Below are 23,101 nucleotides of genomic sequence, written 5' to 3'. Positions count from 1 at the left end.
AGGTTTCAATGTCCGCCACATCGGCCCGGCAGCCCGTGCCCGGCACCACCATCTTCGACGGCGAGCAGGCTCGCAAGGGCTATGCGCTGAACAAGATGTGCTACTCGTTCAACGATGCCGCCAACCGCAAGGCCTTCGTCGCCGACGAGGACGGCTATTGCACGAAGTATGGTCTCAACGACCAGCAGCGCGCCGCGATCAAGAACCGCAACGTGCTGCAATTGATCGAGGCCGGCGGCAACGCCTATTACCTCGCCAAATTCGCCGGCATCTTCGGGCTCGACATGCAGGACATCGGCGCGCAGCAGACCGGACTGACCAAGGAGCAGTTCAAGGCCAAGCTTCTGGCGGCACGGGGGTAATCATCATGGCAAAGATCGTCGGCAGCATCACCACCTCGCACGTTCCGGCCATCGGCGGCGCGATCGCCAAGGGACTGCAGCAGGATCCCTATTGGAAGCCGTTCTTCGACGGTTTCCCGCATGTCCGCGAATGGCTTGCCAAGGTGAAGCCGGACGTCGTCGTGCTCGTCTACAACGACCACGGCCTCAACTTCTTCCTTGACAAGATGCCGACCTTTGCGATCGGCGCCTGCGAGAGCTATGGCAATGCCGACGAGGGCTGGGGCATTCCGCAGACCGCGCCGTTCAAGGGCGACAGCGAATTGTCGTGGCACCTGATCGAGCATCTGGTGAAGGAGGATTTCGACCTCACCACCTGCCAGGAGATGGTGGTCGACCACGCCTTCACGCTGCCCATGGCGCTGTGCTGGCCGGATCAGAAATGGCCGGTGCGTGTGGTACCGGTGGTCGTTAACACCGTGCAGGCGCCGCTGCCCTCGGCCGCGCGCTGCTACAAGCTCGGCCAGGCATTGGCGCGCGCGATCGAGTCCTGGCCGAAGGACGAGCGCGTCGTGGTGATGGGCACCGGAGGCCTGTCGCACCAGCTCGACGGCGAGCGCGCCGGCTTCATCAACAAGGATTTTGACGAGAAATTCATGGCCAGCATGGTCGATGACCCCGCCTGGGCGACGAAGTATTCGACGACGGAGCTGGTCGAGCTGTCGGGCACGCAGGGCGTCGAATTGCTGAACTGGATGGTCGCGCGCGGCGCCTTGCCGGAGAAGGTCCGCAAGGAGCATGCGAACTATCACATCCCGATCTCCAACACGGCGACGGGGCTGATGGTGCTGGAGCCGGCGTAGCGAGGGACCCCTTCTGGCGCGGTTTGGCCAATGGCACGATCAAGGCACGAGGGCGGGCATTTCGCCCCTCGCGCCTTCCTATTGAGGGGAGAGTGAACGGCCCACCGCCACACTGAGTCGAATTTTGGGCGGCTCGCGGCGAAAAACCGGCTGAAACGTCGCATTGCCGCGTCAACTCAAACGCGCTACCTCCCTATATGCACATTGACGTGTATATTGGACTCGCGCGCGTTGCTAGATTTCAGACACCGATTTGAACCCCGCGTGGATCATTGGGATCCCGTGCGGAGACCATTTCCGGATACGCCGGCGTGACAGTCAGCATGGCCGGCGCTCCGCCGGGCCGCATCAAGGTGCTGCACGCCTACAAGGTCTTTGTCCCCGATATGTTCGGCGGGATTCCGCATGTTATCGAGACGATCACCGCATCCGCCGCGATGTCATCCGCGGTGGTCGCGCCACGGTCGTTTGGGTGGGGCGGTCGCGATCAGCGCGGGACGACGAGGGTTCAACGGGTCGCATCGCTCGGCACGCTGTCGTCCGTGCCGCTGGCCCCGACCTACCCGTTCGCGATGGCGCGCCTCGCGTGGGATGCAGATGTCGTCGCTCATCACGCGCCGTTTCCGCTGACGGATCTGGCGTTGCTCGGGCTGCCCGAACACGTCGCGCTCGTCATCCATTGGCATGCCGATATCGTTGGTCGGGAATGGCTGAAGCGCGGCGTCGCGCCCTTGATCCGGCGTTCGTTGACAAGGGCCGACCGCATCGTCGTGACCGACGATACGATGCTGGAGAGCAAGGCTCTCGCCTGCTTCCGTGACAAATGCACGACCGTGCCGCTGGGATGCGATGTTCGCTACTGGGGGACGCTGGACGGACCAATGGCGCAACGGGTCGCCGAGCTCCGCCGCCGGAAGCCGCGTCTGGTCGTCGCCGTCGGGCGGCTCGTCGGCTACAAGGGGTTCGACGTGCTGCTTCACGCAGCAAAGCATGTCGATACCGATGTCGTCGTGATCGGCGACGGCGTGCTTCGGCAGCCGCTGTCACGGCTGGCCCAGCAACTCGGGATCGCCGAGCGTATCGAGTTTCGCGGCGGCGCCGACCGCGACGACGTCAAGGCGCACATGCACGCCGCCGCCGTCGTCGTCGTCCCGTCGGTCACGGACGCCGAGGCCTTCGGACTTGTGCAGATCGAGGCGATGGCCGCAGGACGTCCGGTCATCAACACGGCGCTGCGAACCGCCGTGCCGCGCGTCGTGCGTCATGGACTTGAAGGACTGACGGTGCTGCCCGGTGATGCGCCCGCGCTCGCCAAGGCGATCGCGCGCCTGCTTGCTGATCCCGACTTTGCCGCGCGGCTTGCGGCCGGCGGGCGACAGCGGGCCTTCGCGGAGTTCGATCAGTCGGTGTTTCAGTCCCGCATCGAAGCGGTCTACGCCGACGCGCTGGCGCGGCGGCGACGCCGTGTCGCGATGGCCGCGCCATGAGGGCGCAAGGCGGCGCATCGCTCGTGATCGGCGTCGAAGCCGGCCTGATCAGAGGGCCGCGCACCGGGGTCGTCAATTATACGATCCACATGGTGCGCGCATTGCTGGCCCGCGATCTGCCGCCACAATTCGCGGCGCTGGGGGGCGGGCGCTGGTCCGCTCTCGATTTGCAGGGGCTCGATGAGCTGGTAGGCGATGCCGACGGGATCGCCTCGACGCCGCGGCCCGCAACCGTGCGGATCGAGGCTGCCCTGCGCCATCGTCTGGCGCGGTTTTCACCGCTCCGCGCAGCCTATCGCGCGTTGCGGCGCCGGCGTTTTCGAAACGCGGCGCTTCCTGCGCGGCTCGATCTGTTCCACGCCTTCAACTTCATGCCGCCGGTCAGTTTGTCGGTGCCGGTCGTCCCCGTCATTCACGATCTATCCGTGGTCAGATATCCGGAATTCCATCCCGCGGACCGGGTCAGGCTGCTCCGCGGACTGGCCGATGTGGCGGCGCGGGCGCCAGCGATCCAGACCGTTTCCGAGTTCTCGAAGCGAGAGATCGAGGCAATCCTGGGGATCGCCGGCAACAAGATCGTCGTCGCCCCGCCTGCGGCGGCAGCGATCTTCAGGCCGTTGGGCGAGGCGGCCTGCACCACGCATCTCGCCGCGCGGGACTTGCGTTTCGGCCGCTATGTGCTGGTGGTCGGCACGCTCGAGCCGCGCAAGAATCTCTGCACGCTGGTGGACGCCTTCAGCCGCCTGCCGGCGCCAACCCGAGCCCGATGCCCGATGGTCGTCGTGGGCATGACAGGGTGGGGCGATCTCGCGCTGCCGGCGGCCACCGAGCGGTTGAGGGCCTCCGGCCACCTCCGGTTTCTCGGCGCAGTGACCAACCGCGAACTGCGCTCGCTTTACGAGGGCGCCCGGCTGCTGATCATGCCGTCCATCTATGAGGGCTTCGGCATGCCGGTGGTGGAGGCTCTGGCGTGCGGGACGGCTGTCGCTCATAGCAGCGATACGGCGATGGACGAGATCACCGCCGGTCTCGGCCGGCGCGCCGCGGCGCTGGATGTGGAGGGGTGGACGCACGTCCTCGACGAGGCGGCAAATGGTGACGCCCATGCCGATCCCTTGCTGCGCGAGCAGCGGCTTCTCCGTGCCCGCTCCTTCAGCTGGCAAGCCAGCGCGGATCGCGTCGCCGAGCTCTACCGAAGCCTTTCCTGATTCGTGGGACGAGGCGACGGATCGGAGGTCGGCGTCAGACGCGCGATGGCGGCCTCCACATCCGCTGCAATGGCGCGGTCATCGCATTGGGCTGGCCCGCGCGCCCCGATCCATTGCGGCACGTCGGCCAGCACCGCGGCGATGTCCCGCGCGTGATCGGGCTCATTCAGCAGAACGAAGGAGAAGCCGCGGCGCAGGCGGACGGTCTCGATGACAGCGGGCAGAGGGGCTGCACCGGGGCCGCCGATGATCCGGCTGACCGGCTCCAGCAACCGCAGCAGCTTCCGGATCCAGCGCGGCTGCGGGCAAGCGCCAAGCAGCGCCGCGCTGGATGCGCCACGCTGCTCGACCATCTCGCGGATCGCGGAGCGCCGGAACTCGCGCTGCGACACCAGCAGTTCGGCCACGGCGAATCCCCGCGCGGCGAGCAATCTGAGGCGCTGCTCCCGAACTGAGTCCGGGCCGCTCGCAGTCTTGACCGAACTGACATGGAGAACAGGCAGGCGAGGCCGCACTGTGTGCTCGCTGGTATCGGTGAGCCAGGCGGTCATCCGATGCCATTGCCTCACGGCATCGGCAGCCAAGATCTCCTCACCGCTGCGCGGGCGCGCGATCAATGCGGCGGCCATGTCGGGCCAGCCGCGCCAGTCGGTCAGGAAGAGCGCGGCGCCGTTCGAGTGCTCCTGCTCGGCGGACATGCCGGAGGCGGCGAGCACCGGCTTTCCCGCCAAGGCCGCTTCAAGGAACACCCGGCTCACCCGCCAGCCATAGGCATCAGGATCGTAAGGCAGCAGGATCACATCGGCGAGCCGAAGCAGCGCGCCATAGGCCTCGTCCGAAAGATCGTCGGGATGAACCAGCGTACCGGGATGGGTCGAGACAGCATCGATTTGCGGCCGTGCTCCGTCACCGATGTCCGGCCGCTGCAGCAGCAGCCGATAGCGTGGGTTTGCGTCGGCTAGCGCTCCAATGATGGTAGGAAGCAGAGCTGCGCCCTTGTCGGACCGCATCCTTCCGGGGCACCAGGCCAAGCGTCCTCCGTCGCGCCGGAATGCGGTCAGGCTGTCCAGGAGCGCTCGTTCCTGCGGTGGAAGCGGCGTCTCATACATTGTAGTTGATGAACCCGTCAGGCGCGCGATCTCGTCGTCGTCGAAGACATCGCCGATGCCGTCGACGGCCACGCCGAGCAGGTCCTGCAGTCTTGCTGCCAAACGGCGGTTGGTTGCGAAACAGCCGATCCGATCGGCCCATCCGCTGCCCTGCACGCGCCAGCGCAAGGCGCCGACGTCGAGCGGCCGGTACCACGACGTGTAAAGCTCCGGCTTCTCGTGAAACATGAGCGCCATGCGCGGCGGGGCGGCGAGAAACAGCGGCAGCGCCAGCAACTCGGCAAGCATCGCGACGGTGGCTGTCGGCACCAGCACGCGCAGCGCATCCGACCGGGCGGCCTCGATGTCGATGGCCTCGAGCACCGCGCTCGCGAAAGGAGAGAAGGTGCTGGTCTCGAACATCCGGTCGGTGGCCGCTCGCGCGGCAGAGCTGTCTCGCCGTTCGTAGTAGGACCGCGCAAATGTCGGGATGACCTCCGCGCCCTCGATTCGTGACGGGCCGCGATAGGCGGCGTTCGCCAGGATACGGGCGGACCATCCAAGACGTTCCAGGCGGCGGGTCAGCGCGATCGCATAGCGCCAGGGATGACCGAAGCTGCCTTGCAGGTGCGGCTCGACGATCAGGACAGTGGCTGTCATGCGACGGAAATCACCGGAGCGTCGTACCGGTCGAGCAAAGCGCTGACATGTTCGCGGTAGCGCTGGCCGATGACGGCCCAATCCGCGCAGGCGAGCGCGGCCGCGCGCGTCGCCGCCCCGATCCGCCGCAACGTCTCGTCATCGCGCAGTGCGAGCTCCGCAAGGCGCCGCCCGAATTCGGCGGGCTCACATAGAATGAACTGATCGCGCAGCTCCGGCGGCACGCCGCGCGCGCCGAACCGGGTCGACAGCACCGCCAGCCCGCCGGCGGCATATTCGAAGGTCTTGATGTTCGATCCCGAGCCGCTCTCGATCGGGTTGAGCGCGATGTCGCTGACCTGGAAGGCAAGCCATTTGGTGCTCTCGTCGACCTCGCCGAGACGGATCACGTTGACGGCATGGGATCGCTTCAACGCCTGATAGCCGCAGACCGATCCGACAAAAAGGAAGGTGATCTCGGGCATCCGGGCAGCCAGCGCCAGGATGCGGTCGGCCGCTTCGAAGTTCGGATAATGATAGGAGCCCGCGAAGATGGCCAGCCGCCCCGTACGCGTGTCGTGCAAGGCGTGACGAATGCGCCCGCGCGCCTCGGCGGTCAATGTGGGGACGCCGCGCGCGTCGACGCCGTTGGCCACCAGATGAAGCGGGACACGCTCGACATCGTAGTCGTCGCGCAGCCCCTGAATGTCGTCTGGCGAGCAGCACACGATGAGATCGGCCTCGTCAACGGCCGTGGTCTCCACAGCGCGGACGGCGTCCAGCAGAGCGGGGTGCTGCTCCAGCAACGGCGCCTTCAGGCGGACTTCCACGTTGTGGGCGTCATAGATCAGCGGAATCGGCTGCGCGCAGCGGGCGTCCAGCAGCGCATGAATGGAATAGGGGTGCGAGCTGACGCACAGGTCGGCGCCGGCGAGGCGTGCGGCCAACGCGGCCTGGTAGTTGCGGCACTTGGCCCAATGCAGCGCATAGGCCGCATCGGAGGCCATCTCGACTGTCTGTTCGATCGCGTCGAGTTGCCGGTCGTAGCCGGGATCGGTCTTGATCCGGATTTCCCGCAGGTGCGGATTGAAGGTGATGATGCGGTCGCGCCCCCTGATCTGCGGTGTGACGATCTCGACGTCGAACGTCCGCGACAGCTCGCGCGCAAGGAAGAAGATGCGCCGCTGGCCGCCGTGCATCACGGGCCAGACGGGATAGAGATTGGCGATCACGACACGGCGGCGCGACGGCGCGGGTGAAGGCTTGCCCTGTGGCTGTCGCAGCGATCTCAGCAACATCCGGCGCAGCGACGTGTCCGGAGCGAGCCGGGTCCCGAGACGGCGCGCGCGCCAGCGGAAGAAGGCAAATGCCAGACGCCCTGCTGTGGCAAGGCCGAGCCCCGTCAGGCGCCGATGCAGATGCCACAGCAGGCGATCGACCTGGCGGATGTTGGTCCGGATGCGGCGCCCGTCCTTGCGGTTCGCAGCATCGAGCTCGATGAGGAGGTCGAGCTTCTGCCACATGTGAAGATCGCTGGCGGCGATCTGGTATTGCGCCGGATCAGGCAGGCGCCCGCGCAGCGCGGCCGTCGCCGACGCGACGAAGTCGCGGCCGTCCAGAGCGATCAGATCTTCGACCGCGTATTCATTGTGAGCCGACAGGAGCGTGAGCAGGTCGGCGAGACCGCCGCTGTCGCCTTCGACGTAGCGGCTCTCGCGAACGTCCTGCGCGAATTCATAAGGATGGAATTTGCTCCAGTGCTCCAAGGTCGCGCGAAATCTGGAGCTCTGATCCGGACTTTCCACAATGAACCAACGTCAGCAATGACATTACACACGGGGCGCCGGCAGCAACATCTCAGCCGGCATCGACAAGAAACACAGTCCATGTTTCTTATCGAGCAGACCTGATGATGTCGAGTCGGTGCCGGCACGCCGCATCGCGACGCATCGAGCGAATGCCGCGTGACGAAGGTCACGGTCTCTTCGTCTGGTGGTTCCCCGATTTCAGCTTCATCATGAACTGCTTGAACGCCGGGCCGAACTCGGCGAACAGCGGCTCGCGGCGATGCTTCAGCATCACGCCGCCGAGCAGCTTCAACCCGGTGACGAACGCCTTGCGCTCGTGGTCGTCGTTGAACAGGCCGCGGCGCTGGATGCGCGCGACGATCTCGTTGAGATCGTCATGGCTTTGGAATGTGAAATCATAACTGGGGCCCGCGTGGCCGTCGCTGCGCGGGCTGATGTCGGTGACTTCGATGGCATAGGCGTGGGGCATCTCGTCGATCTCTCGATGATTGGCCGCGGATCAGGCTGCGCCGTCGTCGCCCTGGATCTCGGCGATCGCGCTGGTGAGGATGTCGCTGACACGCTTGGCCTCCGCCTCGCTCCAGCCCGGTCGGTGCATCTTGAGCGCCATCTTCAGCGTCTGCACCGCCTGCAGCACCTGCTCCGGCGGGTGCATGCCGCCCATGGCGCGGGCCATGATGCGCATCCGGCTGAGAAGGCCCTCGATGGCGGCTGCGTCGTCCTTCAGCGCTTGGCGGCCGGCCTCGGTGATGGCGAACAGCTTCTTGCCGCCCTCGGCTGATGCGGCTTCGATCTGGCCCATGTCCTCGAGCAGGCTGAGGATCGGATAGACCGAGCCGGGGCTCGGCGAGTAGGCGCCGCCGACCAACTGCTCGACCGCCTTGATCAGCTCGTAGCCATGTCGCGGCTTCTCGCCGATCAGCCACAGCAGCAGGCTGCGCAGGTCGCCGGGGCCGAAGAAGCGACCGCCGCCGCCACGGCCGAACTCCTCGCGGCCGCCGCGCCGTCCATCGCCTTCAAACCGGCCCGGCCCGCGATGGCGGCCGAAACCGGGACCGCGGCCGGCCAGGCGAGCGTCTTCACCCCCCTTGTCGAAGCCGTGGTGTCGCTCATGGCGGCGATGATGACCCCAGCCGCGATGCTCGTGCTCCTCGTCCCAGCCCTGGCGATCGAAAGTCCAATGATGATGATGATGATGTCTCATACGATATGATCTCCGTTTTGTACGAACGATATATCGTTTATAGGCATCGTTTGTCAATAGCGATCGATTGGACGCCTCGAATGATGAGCCAAGTGACTGATATATTGAGCCTTTCGTTTGCTATGGAGCGGCCGCCACGGCGGTGTCCGCGTTCGTCGCATGCGCTGTGCCGCGGTGGGCGATCAGGGCGTAGGCGACGGGGACCACGAACAGCGTGAACAGCGTCCCGATGGCGAGCCCCGTCGCGATCACGAGGCCCATGTTGAAGCGCGACACCGCGCCGGCGCCGCTGGCGGTGATCAGCGGGATCACGCCGAGCACCATCGCCGCCGTCGTCATGAGGATCGGCCGCAGTCGGATGGTGGCGGCCTCGATGATCGCCTCGGTGCGGTCCTTGCCCTGTTCGCGCAGCTCATTGGCGACCTCGACCATCAGGATGCCGTGCTTGCTGACGAGCCCCATCAAGGTGACCAGGCCGACCTGGGTGTAGATGTTGATGCTGGCGCCGCCGAGCCCGAGGCTGATGAAGATCAGCGCACCGGCGAGCGACATCGGCACCGACACCAGGATGATGATCGGGTCGACGAAGCTGTTGAACAGGGCGGCGAGCGCGAGGAAGATGATGATCAGGGCGAACACGAAAGTCGTGACGAAGCCGCCGGATTCCTGCTCGAGCTGTCGAGAGGCGCCGCCATAGTCGATCGAATAGCCCGACGGCAGCGATGTCGCGAGCTCCTTCAGGCTGTTGAGCGCATCGCCCATCGCGACGCCCGGCATCGCCACGCCCGAGATCGTCGCTGCGTTGATCTGCTGGAAGTGGTTGATCGATTCCGGGATCGTCTTGTGCTCGAGCCGGGCGACGGTCGACAGCGGCACCATCGTATTGCCGCTGGTGCGGATCGAATAGTCCAGCAGCTGGTTGTCGGTGAGACGGTCGTTTTGCCGGACCTGCGGGATCACCTTGTAGGAACGGCCCTCCAGGCTGAAATAGTCCAGATAGTTGCCGCCCAGCATGGTCGCGAGCGCGCCGCCGAGGTCGCTCATCTTCAGTCCGAGATCGGCCGCCTTGTCGCGGTCGAATACGACGGTGGTCTGCGGCTTGTCGATCTTGAGGTCGGTGTCGAGGAAGATGAACTTGCCGCTCGCGAGCGCCTTGGCCATGAAGTCGCGCGAGACGTCGTTGAGCTCGGAAAACGCACCCGTCGTGCCGATCACGAACTGGACCGGCAGGCCGTTGCTGCCCGGTAGCGGAGCGGGCTGGAAGGCGACCGAGCGGGCGCCGGCGATGCCGTTCAGCATCTGCTGGAATTCCGGCTGAAGGGTCTTGGTCGTCGCCTTGCGCTGATCCCAGGGTTTCAGCACCCAGCCGCCGATCGCCTGCGTCGGGGTGTCGATCTGGAACACGGTGCGCGTCTCCGGCCGCTGCGCGATCAGGCCGAACAGCTGCTTGCCATAGAACTCGCGCTGTTCGAGCGTGGCCGAGGGCGCGGAGTTGGTCAGCGACAGCACGATGCCCTGGTCCTCGTCGGGCGCGAGCTCGCTGGTCGAGCTGACATAGAGCCAGGGGATCATCGCCAGCAGCAGCAGCGCGAACACGACGACGACAGGTTTTGTGGTGAAGACGCTCTCCAGCCCGCGGCGGTAGGCGTGGGCGAGACGTTCGAGCACGTGGTCGATGGTGCGGACCAGCCGCGCCTCCAGCGTCTGCGCGTCGCGCTCGGTCCGGCGCAGCAGCCAGGCGCAGTTCATCGGCGACAAAGTCAGCGCGATCACGGCGGACACCGTGACGGCGCCGGCAAGGGTGAAGGCGAATTCGGTGAACAGCGCGCCGGTCAGTCCGCCCTGGAAGCCGACCGGCACATAGACCGCGATCAGCACTACGGTCATCGCGATGATCGGGCTCGCCAGCGCGCGCGCCGACTGGATCGCGGCATCGACCGGCGCGACGCCCTCGTCGATCAGCCGGTGCACCGCCTCGACCACGATGATGGCGTCGTCGACGACGAGCCCGATCGCGAGCACCAGCGCCAGCAAGGTCAGCAGGTTGATCGAGAAGCCCATCAGCAGCATCAGGCCGAAAGTGCCTATCAAGGACAGCGGGATCGCGATCACCGGGATCAGCACCGAGCGCCACGAGCCCAGGAACATGAACACCACGAAGATCACGATGGCGATCGCTTCCACCAGCGTATGGACCACCTCGTCGATCGAGGAGTTCACGAAGTCGGTGGAGTCGTAGAGAACCTCGCTGGTGATGCCGTTCGGCAGCTGGCGCTGCAGGTCCGGCAGGACCGCCTTCACGCCGTTGATGACGTCGAGCAGGTTGGCGGTCGGCGCCACCTGGATGCCGATATAGACGGCGGTCTTGCCGTTGAAGCGCGTCGCCGAGTCGTAGTCGTCATTCCCCAGCGTGACATTGGCGACATCGCGCAGGCGGATGATGGCGCCGTTGACCTGCTTGACGACGAGATTGCGGTACTGCTCCAGCGAATGCAGGTTGGTCGCGGCGGCGAGATCGACCTGCACGAGGCGGCCCTTGGTGGTGCCGAGACCGGAGATGTAGTCGTTGCCGGACAGCGCCGTCGACACGTCCGTCGCGGTCAGGCCATAGGCGGCGAGCTTGTCCGGATCGAGCCAGGCGCGCAACGCGAACTTCTTGGCGCCGAGCAGCTCCGCGGTCTGCACGCCGGAGACGGCCTGCAGCTTCGGTTGCACCACGCGGGTGAGATAATCGGTGATCTGGTTCGGCGCCAGCACGTCGCTGGCGAAGCCGATATACATGGAGTCGATGGTCTGGCCGACCTTCAGGGTCAGGGTCGGCTGCTGCGTGCCGGTCGGCAGCTGGTTCAGCACCGAGTTCACCTTGGCGTTGATCTCGGTCATCGCCTTGCCGGAATCGTAGTTCAGCCGCAGGTTCACCGTGATCGTGCTGCTGCCGGTGACGCTGGTCGACGTCATGTAGTCGATGCCGTTGGCCTGGGCGATCGCGTTCTCCAGCGGCGTCGTGATGAAGCCGGCGATGATGTCGCTGTCGGCGCCGGCATAGGCGGTGCTCACGGTGACGATGGCGTTCTGCGTGCGCGGATATTGCAGGATGGCGAGCGTCGTCATCGAGCGCAGACCGAGCACGAGGATCAGCGCGCTGACCACGAGCGCCAGCACCGGCCGGCGGATGAAGATGTCTGTGAAACGCATGGGGGGTCTGATCTCGGCTGGCGCGCGGTTACTGATCGACGACATCAGGAGCGGCTTCCGCCACGGGCACGTGCGAATTGTCGACCTTCACGGGGCTGCCATTGCGCAGCTTGATCTGTCCGGCGATCACCACCGTCTCGCCCGGCTTGACGCCCTCGGTGATCGCGATGCGGTCGCCCTTGGCCGGCTTGCTCTTGATGAACATCTGCCGCGCCTTGCCCTGGCCGTCCTTGAGATCGTCGACGACATAGACGAGGTCGCCATAGGGATTGCTGACGACAGCGGTCAGCGGCAGGGTCACGAGTTGCTCCGGCTGGCCGATGTCGATCTCGACCTTGGCGAACATGCCCGGCAGCAGGCGCGCTTTTTCATTGTGCAGGGTGGCGCGGACCTGGACGTTGCGGCTGGTGGAATCGACCTTGGCGTTGATCGCCGAGATCTGGCCGGTGAAGCGCTCGCCGGGAAAGGCATCGACGGAGATGCCGACATCCTGGCCGATCCTGATATCGGCGAGCGACTGCTGCGGCAGATAGAAGTCGACGAAGATCGGATCGAGGCTCTGCAGGGTGACGATGGTGGTGCCGGCGCTGAGATACTGGCCGAGATCGACGGCGCGGATGCCGAGCCGGCCGGCGAACGGCGCCTTCAACGTCTTCTGCTCGACGACCGCCTTCTGCTGCGCCACCAGCGCCTGCGCGTTCTTCAGATTGGCGCGGTCGCTGTCGAGCGTCGCCTGGCTGACGGCGTTGAACTTGATCTGCTCCTCGTCGCGCTTGACGACGATCGCGGCGTTCTCGGCGGTGGCCTGCAGCGACTGCAGCTTGGCGACGTCGTCGGTTGCCACGAGCTGCAGCAGCGACTGGCCGGCTTCGACCGAATCGCCGGAATTGAACTGGATGCCCTGTACGATGCCGGAGACCTGCAGCGCCAGGTCGGCGCCGTTGACGGCGCGCAGCGAGCCGACGGCGGTGAGATTGGAGCGCCACGGCGCGGTCGCCGCGACAGCGGTCGAGATCGTCTGCGGCGGGTTGGCCATCGCGCCGATCGCCTTGGCGATCATGATGCCCTTGAACGTCTGGAAGCCGTACAGGCCGCCAAACAACAAGGCCATGACGGCCAGCATGATCGTCATGCGTTTCTTCATTACAGTGCTTCCTGGGTCGTGCGGTTAGGGCCGGCGAAATAGCCGGGATTGGCGCGTGGCAGCGCCGCTGGTGTCTCGTCCTGGCGATTCCACCAGCCGCCGCCGAGCGCCTGGAACAGCGCCGCGGTGTCGGTGAAGCGTGTCGCCTGCGACTTGATGCGGGAGACGCGCGCGTTGAGGTAGGACTGCTGCGCCGTGATGACGTTGGCGTAAGGAACGGCGCCGCTCTTGAACTGCTCGATCGCCATCGCCAGACTGTCGGCCGTGGCCTTCTCGGCGGCGGCCTGCGCCTTCAGCGCCTCGGCGTCGTACTGGATGGCGCGAAGCGAGTCGGCGACGTTCTGGAACGCGGTGATGACCGTGCTCTTGTAGAGCGACAGGTCCTGCTCGAAGGTCGCGACGTCGGCTTCCTTGGTATGATAGAGCGTGCCGCCGTCGATCAGCTTCTGGCTGACGCTCGAGGCCGCCTCCCACACCAGCGTCGTCGGCGAGAACAATCGCTCCGGTCCGCTCGCGCCATAGCTGCCCGACAGCGTCAGTTGCGGCAGCAGGTTGGCGATGCCGACGCCGACTGTCGCGGTCGCCTGGTGCAGGGTCGCCTCAGCCTGCCGGATGTCGGGGCGCTGGCGGACGAGCGAGGAGGGCAGGGAGACCGGCAGCCTGCGCGGCAGCCGCAGCTCCGCGAGCGTCACATGCTCGCCGCGGTCCTGGCTAGGCAGCCGGCCGAGATAGGCCATCAGCTGGTTGCGCTGCTGCGCGAGTTGCTTCTGCAGCGGGGCCAAGGTCGCCTTGGCCTGCGCCAGCGTCGCCTCCTGCGACAGCACGTCGGATTTGGAAATGGCGCCGACGTCGAACTGGCGCTGGATGCGCCCGAGCTGATCGGTCTCGGCCTTGATGATCTCCTCGGTGGCGGCGATCTGATCGCGCAGCGAGGCGTCGGTGATCGCGGCCGTCACCACATTGGCCGTGAGCGCGAGGTAGGTCGCCTCCATCTTGAACGCCTGGTAGTCGGCTTGTGCTTGCAGTGCCTCGACCTGCCGCCGTGTGCCGCCCCAGACGTCGAGCGCATAGCTGACGCTGACCGATGCGCCGTAGAGCGTATAAAGCGAGGTCTGGCCCGGCCACTGACCCTGCTGCGTGGTCGAAGCCTGCGTGCGCTCCGCCGATCCGCTCGCGCTCACCTGTGGAAACAGCGCGCCTTGTTGCGACAGGGCGTTCTCCCGCGCGGCGCGCAGCGCCAGTTGCGCGGCCTCGATGTCCGGATGATTGCGAATCGCCTCTTCGACGAAGGCGTTGAGCTGCCGTGAGTGAAACAGCGCCCACCAGACGCCGGGGAGGTCACTCCCGGATGCGAAGCTCTGCGCGTTGCCGCCCGGCGTGACGGCGCTCGCGGTCGAACCGAGGCGCTGCTCGCGGACGTAGCCGGTGGCGGCCGGCGCGTCCGGGGACATGAAGTCGGGCCCGACAGCGCAGGACGCCAGCAGCACGCTGCAACTGACGACCCCGAGCGAAACGGGAATTCCACCGCGTCGCGGGACCGGCCTCGACGAGATGGGAAACATTTCGACATGATCATACATAAAACTAAACCGTTTCGTTCTCATTGAGCGACCATGCTTGCCGTGTCAGGCTTGAGTCAAGTCACGTTGGTGCTAGGAAGCGGCATGGTCACATCTTCTTCGCAAGCCGGTCCGTCAGGCGCTCTCGCGGCCGCGGGCCGCTCCGAGCTCAAGCACGGACAAATTCTCGACAGTGCGCGGACGCTGTTTCTCGAGGTCGGGTTCGACAACAGCAGCGTCGATGCGATCGCGCGGCTGGCCGGGGTGTCGAAGGCGACGCTGTATGGTCATTTCGCCGACAAGGATGCGCTGCTGCTGGCGCTGGTCGAGGACGACTGCCGCCGGCGGCGTGAGCCGCTGTGGATCGAGACGGGGCAGATCATCGAGCTCGAACGGGATCTGCGCGAGATGGCGCGCCGTTTCCTGTCGATGTTTCTGGACGACCGCGGATTGGCGATGCATCGGCTGATCATGTCGTGCGCCTCACGCTACCCGGCGGTCGCGCAGGCCTTCATGACAGCGGGGCCCGACCGGTGCGATGCAGAGGTCGCGGCGTTCCTGCGCGCGGCGCAGAAGCAGGGACTGCTCGATATCGGCAATGTCAGGTTGGCCGCGACGCAGTTTCTCACCCTGATCCAGGGGCGGCTGCCATTGACCTGGGCGCTGTCGATGCAGGCGCCGAGCCCGGCCGAATGCCGCGCTCAGCTCGAAGGCGGGATCAAGGTCTTCATCGCAGCCTATGGGCGGCCGACGGCAGGCCGAAAGGCGGCTTGCAAGCCAGTGTCGAAGGCTGCTTCAGGGGCCGCTTCAAAGACGCCCCTTCGACCACAGCTCAAGCGGCCCTCGCGACGGCGATGAACGTCAGGTCGGAGCGGATGTTGCGACGGCCGGTTTGACTTGCGCATCGCCCGTCCGCTTCGGCCGGCGCAGCCGGCGCTGCGTCCAGATCAGGACGCCCGTGATGAGCAGCGCGAGCAGCACCACCGAGATCAGCACGTTGGCAGTGCTGCCGATCAGCGACCAGTTGCCTTCGTGCAGCAGCCGTACCCAGTTGCGCGGCAGCGCGGAGACGCCATCGGCGGTCACGGCATAGGCGCGCAGTTCGTCGCCCTCGATGATTCGCGCCAGCATCCGCCCGCCGCGAGTGCCGATCATGTTGACGGTGGCGAGATCATGATCCCTGGCAACGATGCTGACCGCCTCCGTCAAGGAGACGCGCTTGCCTGCTGTCGCCGGCGCACTGAAGAAGCTGTTGCTGGGGTCGAGCAGGACGCCGGTTAAGGGGCTCAGCATGATCAGCGGCAGCGTGAACCACGCCGCGCCCTTGTGCCAACCCGACAGCGTGTTGCGCAGCCGCGGCAGCCCCATCAGAATGCCGATGATCATGATGACGATCATTCCGATGGTGGAGATCGTCGTGAGACCCTCGATGCCGATCAGGTGCTCATGGGTCATGCGCGCCCATTGAAACACGCTGCTCGCTGCGGGCTTGTCGGCGACCGCGCCGGTGGCCATGTCGAGCTCGGTGCCGGGCCGACCCTGCAAGGTCAGATGCTGCGTCGTCGGATTGATCGAGATGCCGCGCGCCTTGCCGTCGGGATCGTATTGCTTGATCAGGGCGACGACGCGCGCCGGATCGACGCTGCCTGGCTTCACGGCAGCAACCTGGGCGATCGGCTCGAAGGAGAGGATCAGTCCGGTGGCGATGATCACGAGCAATGGCAGCGCAAAGGTCAGGCTGATCCAGCGGTGGAGCTTGAGCAGAAGCTGCTTGTTCATCGTCATCTCCAGATGATCGTCTTGCACACGGGGCGTGGGCGAGATCGTTGCCCCTAAGCACTCACTCCCTGAACGTTTCTGTTGATCGCGCAAGGGACGACGCGGGCGATCGGTCGTGTTCTCATTAGCCGAGCGCAGCATTGGGACGAAGGAGATAACTATTAATTTTAGGTCATGCGCCGTTTGATCGGCGTCATTGCAGCAAATGCGAATCCGGTCTTACGCGGATGATTTCAATTTGCATCAGATGCCAAATTGCCGCCATCGAGCACCTGCTTGAGGCGCGCCGCGTCCAAGCCATTTTCCCAGCGTGCGATGACGATGGTCGCGACCGCATTGCCGATCAGATTGGTCGGCGTCAGGCCCTGTGACATCAGGCGATGGATGCCAAGCACGAGCGCGACGCTGGCGACGGGAATGGTGCCGGTCGCGGCCAGCGTCGCCGCCAGCACGACGAAGGCGGCGCCGGCGATTCCCGCTGCGCCCTTGGACGTCACCAGCAGGATCAGCAGCAGGCCGATCTGATGCCCGATGTCGAGATGGGTGTTGGTCGCCTGCGCCAGGAAGACCGCGGCGGTGGCGAGGTAGAGGCAGGTGCCGTCGAGATTGAACGAGTAGCCGGTGGGAATGACGAGGCCGACGATGCTGCGTTCGCAGCCCGCGGCCTCCAGCTTGGCCAGCATGCGCGGCAGCACGGTCTCGGACGAGGTGGTGGCGATGCAGACCAGGATCTCGTCGCGGATGTAGCGGATCAGCTTCCACAGGCTGAAGCCCGCGAAGGCGGCGATCGGGCCGAGCACGGCGGCGATGAAGATCAGGCAGGTCAGATAGAAGCTGCCGAGCAGCAGGCCGAGCTTGGCGAGCGAGCCGATCCCGAACTTGCCGACCGTGAAGGCGATCGCGCCGAAGGCGCCGAGCGGTGCCGCCCACATCACGATGCGGACCACGCCGAAGATCATCTGGCCGGCGACCTCGATCACGTCGGTCACGGCCTTGGCGCGGTCGCCGAGCCAGATCAGGGCGAAGCCGCACATCACGGAGATGAAGAGGACCTGGAGGATGTTGCCTTCGGCGAACGCGCCGACGAAGGTCTGCGGGATGATGTTGAGCAGGAACGGCACCAGGCCGACCGCAGCGGTCTGCTTGACGTAGGGCTCGATGGTCGCGGAATTGATCGTCGCGGGGTCGACGTTCATGCCGACGCCCGGCTGAAACAGGTTCACGGCGGCTAGCCCGATGATCAGCGCCAGCGTCGTGATCACCTCGAAATAGACCAGCGCCTTGATGGCGACGCGGCCGACCTTGGCCATGTCCGCCATGTGGGCGATGCCGTTGACGACGGTGCAGAAGATGATCGGCGCGATCAGCATCCGGATCGCCTTGATGAAGGCATCCCCCAGCGGCTGCATCTGGGCGCCGAGATCCGGCTTCACCGCGCCGAGCAGGATGCCGGCGGCCATCGCGATCAGGACCTGGACCCACAATTCCTTCCACCAGCCGCGGCGGGCGCTGCCGGCGGGCGCGGCGAGGGTCGAACTCGAACTGCTCATGTCAGGTCCTGTCGGGCGCAAGGCGCGGGAAGGGGCGCGTCTTCATGGAAGCTTCGCGTCATCGCGTCAAATGCAGCGGATGCAAAGGGCGTTTGCGATTTTTCCATTATTTCGCTGCTATCGTGTTGCAGAAGGATCGCGCGAGACGCCATCCGATATCCCCCACATCCTGACGTCATGGTTGAACCGAGAGGCAAATTGCCTTCTGCGGCTATCGGCTTATGGCGATGTCTTCGCGTGCGGCTTGCGACGGCGGATGTCGCCTGTTCGCTGTGCCAGCCGTGCAGCTCAAACAGGTTGAAGCCGCAATGGAGCGAGACCGCGTCCGAGGCTGTTGCTCGCGGTTCCGTACCGCGAAAAAAGCGTTGTGCGTCAAGCACCTGAGCGCGCGGGATTCAAGCCTGCTCCGCAGTTCATGCGGTTGTCGAGCGCGACGGCGCAATGCTATCGACGACGCCAAGGACGACCGGATCGCCGGTTGCAGCTCATCAGGAGAGGAAACACCATGGCCGACGCGCTCATCATCGACGCCTGCAGGACCCCGCGCGGCATTGGCAAGGCCGGCAAGGGCGCGCTGGCGGGGCTGCACCCGCAGCACCTCGGTGCCACCGTGCTGCGCGCGCTGGCCGAGCGCACCGGCATCAACACCGGCGATGTCGACGACATCATCTGGGGCTGCTCGTCGCAGCGCGGGCCGCAGAGCGGCGATCTCGGACGCATGTCGGCGCTCGATGCCGGCTACGACATCCGCGCCTCTGGCGTCACGCTCGACCGCTTCTGCGGCTCCGGCATCACCAGCGTCAACATCGCGGCCGCCCAGATCATGGCCGGGCAGGAGGATCTCGTCATCGCCGGCGGCTGCGAGATGATGTCGATGGACGGCCGGCGCGGCGAGGGGCCGCTGATGATGGATGCCGGCAATCTGCATCTGCGCGCGCTGCATCCGCAGTCGCACCAGGGCGTCTGCGCCGACGCCATCGCCACTATGGAAGGCATCACCCGCGCCGATGTCGACGCGCTCGGGCTGGAGAGCCAGAAGCGCGCGGCGGCGGCGATCGCCGGCGGCCACTTCAAGAAGAGCCTGGTGCCGGTGCATCGCGAGGACGGCAGCCTTGCGCTCGACCACGAGGAATATCCGCGGCCGCAGACCACGGCGGAGGCGCTGGCGGGCCTCAAGCCGGCATTCCCCGCGATCGCCGACTATGCGCTCGACGACAAGGGCACCACCTATCGCAACCTGATCCTGCAGCGTTACCCGGGCCTCGATATCCAATTCATGCATCACGCCGGCAATTCCTCCGGCGTGGTCGACGGTGCCGCCGCGATCCTGCTGGCCTCGCCGTCCTACGCCAAGGCCCATGGTCTGAAGCCGCGCGCCCGCGTGGTCGCGACGGCGAACATGGGCGACGACCCGACCCTGATGCTGAACGCCCCGGTGCCGGCGACCCGCAAAGTGCTGGCCAAGGCCGGGCTCTCGATCGATGACATCGACCTGTTCGAGATCAACGAGGCGTTCGCGGTCGTTGCCGAGAAGTACATCCGCGACCTCAAGCTCGACCGCGCCAAGGTCAATGTGAACGGCGGCTCGATCGCGCTGGGGCATCCGATCGGCGCCACCGGTTCCATCCTGATCGGCACGCTGCTCGATGAACTTGAGCGGCGCGACCTCAAGCGCGGCCTGGTCACGATGTGCGCGGCCGGCGGCATGGCGCCCGCGATCATCATCGAGCGGGTCTGAGCGCTCACATCTCCATCGAGGCATGACGCCCGCTGCGGACCTCCCGCGGCGGGCGTTGCTTTTGGAACCCACCGCTCTGGAACGCCCGTGCCCGCTGCGACCTTCCGCACGCTCGTTGACACCCCACGTTCCCGCGATGGCTCCGCTGCGGTTCCAGTTTCCGGACCAGCCAACCACGTTTCGGCTGGAAAGGAATTCGCGCTTGTTCCGCAAATGGCGACAGGTTATTGCCACGCAGAGGCCTCCTCGTAGAAGAAATGGCTCTCGTGCTCTCGACGCTGTCGCATATCATCGATCGCAAGGCCTCGAACCGGGTGGTCACGCGGCTGCGGGCCCTGCTGCGCAGCAACGAGTTCTACCTGATCCCGCTGGCGCTGGTGATCGGCGTGTCCACCGGCGCGATCGTGACGGTGATGAGCCTGATCGCGCAAGTCGCGCATGTGGTGATCTACGGCATTCCGATCGACGTCCGGCTCAGCGCCAATGCCTGGGTCAATCCGGTGGTCGCCTTGATCGCGCCGGCCTGCGGCGGTCTGATCCTCGGCCTCATGGAATGGCAGCGGCGGCGCTGGAAGATCGCGGCGGCCGTCGATCCCGTGGAGGCCAATGCGCTGCGCGGCGGCCGGTTGTCGATGCGCGACAGCGTCGTGGTCAGCAGTCAGACGCTGATTTCCAACGGCTCCGGCGCCTCCGTCGGCCTCGAGGCCGGCTACACCCAGATCGGCGCCGGCGTGGCCTCGCTGCTTGGTCAATACCTCACGCTTCGCCGCAACGACCTCCGCCTGATCGTGGGCTGCGGTGCGGCCGCGGCGATCGCGGCGGCGTTCGGCGCGCCGATCACCGGCGCATTCTACGCCTGCGAACTGATCGTCGGCGTCTATTCGGTCGCCAGCGCCGCGCCGATCCTGGCGGCCTCGCTCGCCGGCGCCTTGACCTCGCAGTATCTCACCGGCGCGCCGTATTCGCTGGAGATCCAGAAGGTCGGCGCTGTCGGCTTCGAGCAGTACATTGCGCTGTTCGTGCTGGCGCTGCTCGTCGCTTTCATCGGCATCGTGGTGATGCGCGCTTCGCCGGCGGTGGAGCGGCTGTTCGTTCGCATCCCGGTCTGGCTGCGGCCGGTGATCGGCGGCCTCTGCGTCGGCGCCATGGCCATCGTGACGCCGCAGGTGCTCGCGGCCGGCCACGGCGCGATGCTGCTCGACCTGCATCGCGAGATGGCGGTCTGCATGATCGCCACCATCATCGTGCTCAAGCTCGCCGCGTGCCTGATCTCGCTGGCCTCGGGCTTCCGCGGCGGCCTGTTCTTCGCCTCGCTGTTCATCGGCAGCCTGCTCGGCAAGCTGTTCGCAGGGTTGCTCGCGATGGTCGGCCTCGGCCTCGGGCTCACGCTCGATCCCGTCGTGGCGATGCTCACGGGCATGGCGACGCTCGGCGTCGCCATCGTCGGCGGCCCGCTGACGATGTCCTTCCTGGTGCTGGAAATGACCCGCAGCGTCGACGTCACCGCCGTCGTGCTCGGCGCCTGCATCGTGACCTCGGTGTGCGTGCGCGTGCTGTTCGGGCACTCGTTCTCGACCTGGCGCCTGCATCTGCGCGGCGAGACCATCCGCAGCGCCAACGACGTCGGCTGGCTGCGCAACCTCACGGTCGAGCGCCTCATGCGCTCCGACGTCGGCAAGGTGCCGACCACGACCTCGATCGCCGCCTGCCGCCGCGAATTCGCCCTTGGCACGCGTCAGGCCGTGGTCGTGGTCAACAACAGCGACGATTATTGCGGGCTGGTGTCGTTGCCCGACCTGTTCTCGGGCGAGTTGGATTCGATCGCCGACGAGATCCAGGTGGTGGAGCTCGCGAAATATTTCGACGTCGCGCTGTTGCCCGAAATGAACGTCAAGACGGCGATGAAGATTTTTGACGATTCCGGCGCCGAGGTGCTGGCGGTGCTGGAGTCCGAGAACAGCCGCAAGGTGATCGGCTTCCTGACCGAGTCGTTTGCCCGGCGCCGCTATGTCGAGGAGATCGACCAGGCCACGCGCGGTGTGCTCGGCGCGCTGTCGTGATCGCGTCGCATCACCGCGCGACGTACTCCCCGGGCCAGGATAGGCTGCCGGCCGTTTGGGACGCGCGAGGACGACATGATGAGACGGATCACAACGGCTGTCGTTTGCGCCCTGACGGCGACGGCGGCTGCCGCCGAGCCTGCGGTGCTCAAGGGCAAGGACGCGTTCGGAAGCTGGCAAGGCGACACGCCGGGGACGATCCGGCTGATCCGTCCTGACGATCTGCCGAAGCCCGGGGCGACGGCGTCCGCCGCGAACGTCTCCCGCGTGGTGCAGCGGCCGGCCTCGGCCGTTCCCAAGGTGCCCGACGGCTTCAGGATCGCGCTGTTCGCGGAGGGGCTGAGCGGACCGCGCATCATCCGCACCGCGCCGAACGGCGATATCTTCGTCGCCGAGACGCGGGCAGGGCGTGTCCGCGTGCTGCGCCCGAACGAGGATGGCAGCAAGGTCGCGTCGAGCGAGATCTTCGCCGACCGGCTCGGCCATCCCTTCGGCATCGCCTTTTATCCGAGCCGCGATCCGCAATGGGTCTATGTCGCGAGCACCGAGCGCGTGATGCGCCTTCCGTATCGCTCCGGCGACATGAAGGCCTCGGGGCCGATGCAGGTGGTCGTCCCCGATCTGCCGGCGGGCTATGGCCACTCGACCCGCGACATCGTCTTCACCAAGGACGATGCCCGCATGCTGGTCTCGGTCGGCTCGGCCGGCAATGTCGGCGAGGCGTTGGGCGAGCCGGCCGGCGGGCTTGCTGCCTGGATCAAGGCGCATCCGCTCGGCGCGGCCTGGGGCGGCGAGACCGATCGCGCCGGCGTGCTGGCGTTCGATCCTGATGGCAAGAACCGCACGCTGTTCGCGAGCGGCATCCGCAACTGTGTCGGCCTCGCCATCCAGCCCGCGACCGGCACGCCCTGGTGCTCGACCAATGAGCGCGACGGGCTCGGCGACGATCTCGTGCCGGACTACGTCACGCGGGTGAGGGAGGGTGCCTTCTACGGCTGGCCTTGGTACTACATGGGCGACAACCCCGATCCGCGCCATGCGGGTGAGCGGACCGATCTCAAGGGCAAGATCACCGTGCCCGACGTGCTCTTGCAGGCACATTCCGCCTCGCTCGGCTTGACGTTCTATGACGGCACGCTGTTTCCGTCCGACTATCGCGGCGACGCCTTTGCCGCCGAGCACGGTTCGTGGAACCGGTCGAAGCGCACCGGCTACAAGGTCATTCGGATCAGGCTCAAGGATGGCGCGCCCACCGGCGAATACGAGGACTTCGTCACGGGCTTCGTCGTCAACGACCGCGAGGTCTGGGGCCGTCCCGTCGGCGTCACCGTCGCGCGCGACGGCAGCCTTTTGATCTCCGAGGACGGCAACGGCACGATCTGGCGCGTCAGCCGCTGAGGTGTGTTCTGCGGCGCAGGAACCTCCCGACCCAGGATGG

Annotated in this window: 17 protein-coding genes; 8 read left to right on the top strand and 9 right to left on the bottom strand. The window is 66.1% G+C overall.

Features of this window, described 5'->3' with window-relative positions:
• Positions 1 to 8 precede the first annotated feature (8 nt).
• The 4 genes from ACQR1L_RS04120 (at position 9) to ACQR1L_RS04105 (ending at position 3,899) form a co-directional block, all read left to right on the top strand.
• Entirely contained in the window at positions 9 to 362 is a 354-nt protein-coding gene (locus ACQR1L_RS04120) for a protocatechuate 4,5-dioxygenase subunit alpha (protein WP_434856659.1), read from the top strand.
• A 5-nt stretch (positions 363 to 367) separates the two neighbouring features.
• Entirely contained in the window at positions 368 to 1,204 is an 837-nt protein-coding gene (locus ACQR1L_RS04115) for a class III extradiol dioxygenase family protein (RefSeq protein WP_434856658.1), read from the top strand.
• Between the two features lie 311 nt (positions 1,205 to 1,515).
• Entirely contained in the window at positions 1,516 to 2,691 is a 1,176-nt protein-coding gene (locus tag ACQR1L_RS04110) for a glycosyltransferase (protein WP_434856657.1), read from the top strand.
• Positions 2,688 to 3,899 (top strand): glycosyltransferase family 4 protein, encoded by a 1,212-nt coding sequence (locus ACQR1L_RS04105; protein ID WP_434856656.1) that lies wholly within the window; start codon positions 2,688 to 2,690, stop codon positions 3,897 to 3,899. Before ACQR1L_RS04110 ends, ACQR1L_RS04105 begins: the two co-directional genes overlap by 4 nt.
• Here the strand turns inward: ACQR1L_RS04105 and ACQR1L_RS04100 are convergent.
• The 7 genes from ACQR1L_RS04100 to ACQR1L_RS04070 all read right to left on the bottom strand — a co-directional run bounded on the left by ACQR1L_RS04100 (position 3,881) and on the right by ACQR1L_RS04070 (position 14,557).
• Positions 3,881 to 5,647, bottom strand: coding sequence for a glycosyltransferase (locus tag ACQR1L_RS04100; RefSeq protein ID WP_434856655.1), 1,767 nt, complete (start codon positions 5,645 to 5,647; stop codon positions 3,881 to 3,883). The genes ACQR1L_RS04105 and ACQR1L_RS04100 overlap by 19 nt on opposite strands.
• Positions 5,644 to 7,392: a glycosyltransferase gene (locus tag ACQR1L_RS04095; RefSeq protein WP_434856654.1), complete on the bottom strand. Its 1,749-nt coding sequence runs from the start codon at positions 7,390 to 7,392 to the stop codon at positions 5,644 to 5,646. The genes ACQR1L_RS04100 and ACQR1L_RS04095 overlap by 4 nt, the downstream gene beginning before the upstream one ends.
• Before the next feature lie 208 nt (positions 7,393 to 7,600).
• Positions 7,601 to 7,903 (bottom strand): DUF3861 domain-containing protein, encoded by a 303-nt coding sequence (locus ACQR1L_RS04090; protein ID WP_434856653.1) that lies wholly within the window; start codon positions 7,901 to 7,903, stop codon positions 7,601 to 7,603.
• 30 nt (positions 7,904 to 7,933) lie between these two features.
• Entirely contained in the window at positions 7,934 to 8,638 is a 705-nt protein-coding gene (locus ACQR1L_RS04085; protein WP_434856652.1) for a PadR family transcriptional regulator, read from the bottom strand.
• Between the two features lie 120 nt (positions 8,639 to 8,758).
• Positions 8,759 to 11,833, bottom strand: coding sequence for an efflux RND transporter permease subunit (locus ACQR1L_RS04080; protein WP_434856651.1), 3,075 nt, complete (start codon positions 11,831 to 11,833; stop codon positions 8,759 to 8,761).
• A gap of 28 nt (positions 11,834 to 11,861) precedes the next feature.
• Positions 11,862 to 12,977, bottom strand: a complete 1,116-nt coding sequence (locus tag ACQR1L_RS04075; RefSeq protein WP_434856650.1) for an efflux RND transporter periplasmic adaptor subunit — start codon at positions 12,975 to 12,977, stop codon at positions 11,862 to 11,864.
• Complete coding sequence (locus ACQR1L_RS04070; protein WP_434856649.1) at positions 12,977 to 14,557, bottom strand: efflux transporter outer membrane subunit; 1,581 nt, start codon at positions 14,555 to 14,557, stop codon at positions 12,977 to 12,979. The genes ACQR1L_RS04075 and ACQR1L_RS04070 overlap by 1 nt, the downstream gene beginning before the upstream one ends.
• Positions 14,558 to 14,641: 84 nt before the next feature.
• Here ACQR1L_RS04070 and ACQR1L_RS04065 point away from each other — a divergent pair, with 84 nt between their 5' ends.
• Entirely contained in the window at positions 14,642 to 15,394 is a 753-nt protein-coding gene (locus tag ACQR1L_RS04065; RefSeq protein WP_434856648.1) for a TetR/AcrR family transcriptional regulator, read from the top strand.
• Between the two features lie 3 nt (positions 15,395 to 15,397).
• On the opposite strand, the gene ACQR1L_RS04060 is transcribed toward ACQR1L_RS04065, so the two are convergent.
• Both ACQR1L_RS04060 and dctA read right to left on the bottom strand, forming a co-directional pair.
• Positions 15,398 to 16,315 (bottom strand): PepSY domain-containing protein, encoded by a 918-nt coding sequence (locus tag ACQR1L_RS04060; RefSeq protein WP_434856647.1) that lies wholly within the window; start codon positions 16,313 to 16,315, stop codon positions 15,398 to 15,400.
• A 233-nt stretch (positions 16,316 to 16,548) separates the two neighbouring features.
• Complete coding sequence (gene dctA, locus ACQR1L_RS04055; protein WP_434856646.1) at positions 16,549 to 17,865, bottom strand: C4-dicarboxylate transporter DctA; 1,317 nt, start codon at positions 17,863 to 17,865, stop codon at positions 16,549 to 16,551.
• Positions 17,866 to 18,370: 505 nt separating this feature from the next.
• On the opposite strand from dctA, the gene ACQR1L_RS04050 reads away from it, so the two are divergent.
• The 3 genes from ACQR1L_RS04050 (at position 18,371) to ACQR1L_RS04040 (ending at position 23,061) form a co-directional block, all read left to right on the top strand.
• Positions 18,371 to 19,603, top strand: coding sequence for an acetyl-CoA C-acetyltransferase (locus tag ACQR1L_RS04050; protein WP_434856645.1), 1,233 nt, complete (start codon positions 18,371 to 18,373; stop codon positions 19,601 to 19,603).
• A 257-nt stretch (positions 19,604 to 19,860) separates the two neighbouring features.
• On the top strand, positions 19,861 to 21,663 hold the full coding sequence (locus tag ACQR1L_RS04045; protein ID WP_434856644.1) for a chloride channel protein: 1,803 nt from the start codon (positions 19,861 to 19,863) through the stop codon (positions 21,661 to 21,663).
• Positions 21,664 to 21,738: 75 nt separating this feature from the next.
• Positions 21,739 to 23,061, top strand: a complete 1,323-nt coding sequence (locus tag ACQR1L_RS04040) for a PQQ-dependent sugar dehydrogenase (RefSeq protein WP_434856643.1) — start codon at positions 21,739 to 21,741, stop codon at positions 23,059 to 23,061.
• Positions 23,062 to 23,101: the final 40 nt, after the last annotated feature.

It is taken from the genome of Bradyrhizobium sp. HKCCYLR20261 (genome assembly GCF_051168435.1).
In the GTDB taxonomy this organism is placed as follows: domain Bacteria; phylum Pseudomonadota; class Alphaproteobacteria; order Rhizobiales; family Xanthobacteraceae; genus Bradyrhizobium.
The sequence above is the reverse complement of the archived record's forward strand: the minus strand, read 5'-3'. Positions and strand labels throughout refer to the sequence as shown.

Bases quoted from the DNA above. Each gene is read 5' to 3' on its own strand.
- ACQR1L_RS04120 (WP_434856659.1), top strand. From the start codon at position 9: ATGTCCGCCACATCGGCCCGGCAGCCCGTGCCCGGCACCACCATCTTC.
- ACQR1L_RS04115 (WP_434856658.1), top strand. From the start codon at position 368: ATGGCAAAGATCGTCGGCAGCATCACCACCTCGCACGTTCCGGCCATC.
- ACQR1L_RS04105 (WP_434856656.1), top strand. From the start codon at position 2,688: ATGAGGGCGCAAGGCGGCGCATCGCTCGTGATCGGCGTCGAAGCCGGC.
- ACQR1L_RS04100 (WP_434856655.1), bottom strand. From the start codon at position 5,647: ATGACAGCCACTGTCCTGATCGTCGAGCCGCACCTGCAAGGCAGCTTC.
- ACQR1L_RS04090 (WP_434856653.1), bottom strand. From the start codon at position 7,903: ATGCCCCACGCCTATGCCATCGAAGTCACCGACATCAGCCCGCGCAGC.
- ACQR1L_RS04085 (WP_434856652.1), bottom strand. From the start codon at position 8,638: ATGAGACATCATCATCATCATCATTGGACTTTCGATCGCCAGGGCTGG.
- ACQR1L_RS04080 (WP_434856651.1), bottom strand. From the start codon at position 11,833: ATGCGTTTCACAGACATCTTCATCCGCCGGCCGGTGCTGGCGCTCGTG.
- ACQR1L_RS04075 (WP_434856650.1), bottom strand. From the start codon at position 12,977: ATGAAGAAACGCATGACGATCATGCTGGCCGTCATGGCCTTGTTGTTT.
- ACQR1L_RS04070 (WP_434856649.1), bottom strand. From the start codon at position 14,557: ATGTATGATCATGTCGAAATGTTTCCCATCTCGTCGAGGCCGGTCCCG.
- ACQR1L_RS04065 (WP_434856648.1), top strand. From the start codon at position 14,642: ATGGTCACATCTTCTTCGCAAGCCGGTCCGTCAGGCGCTCTCGCGGCC.
- ACQR1L_RS04060 (WP_434856647.1), bottom strand. From the start codon at position 16,315: ATGAACAAGCAGCTTCTGCTCAAGCTCCACCGCTGGATCAGCCTGACC.
- dctA (WP_434856646.1), bottom strand. From the start codon at position 17,865: ATGAGCAGTTCGAGTTCGACCCTCGCCGCGCCCGCCGGCAGCGCCCGC.
- ACQR1L_RS04050 (WP_434856645.1), top strand. From the start codon at position 18,371: ATGGCCGACGCGCTCATCATCGACGCCTGCAGGACCCCGCGCGGCATT.
- ACQR1L_RS04045 (WP_434856644.1), top strand. From the start codon at position 19,861: ATGGCTCTCGTGCTCTCGACGCTGTCGCATATCATCGATCGCAAGGCC.
- ACQR1L_RS04040 (WP_434856643.1), top strand. From the start codon at position 21,739: ATGATGAGACGGATCACAACGGCTGTCGTTTGCGCCCTGACGGCGACG.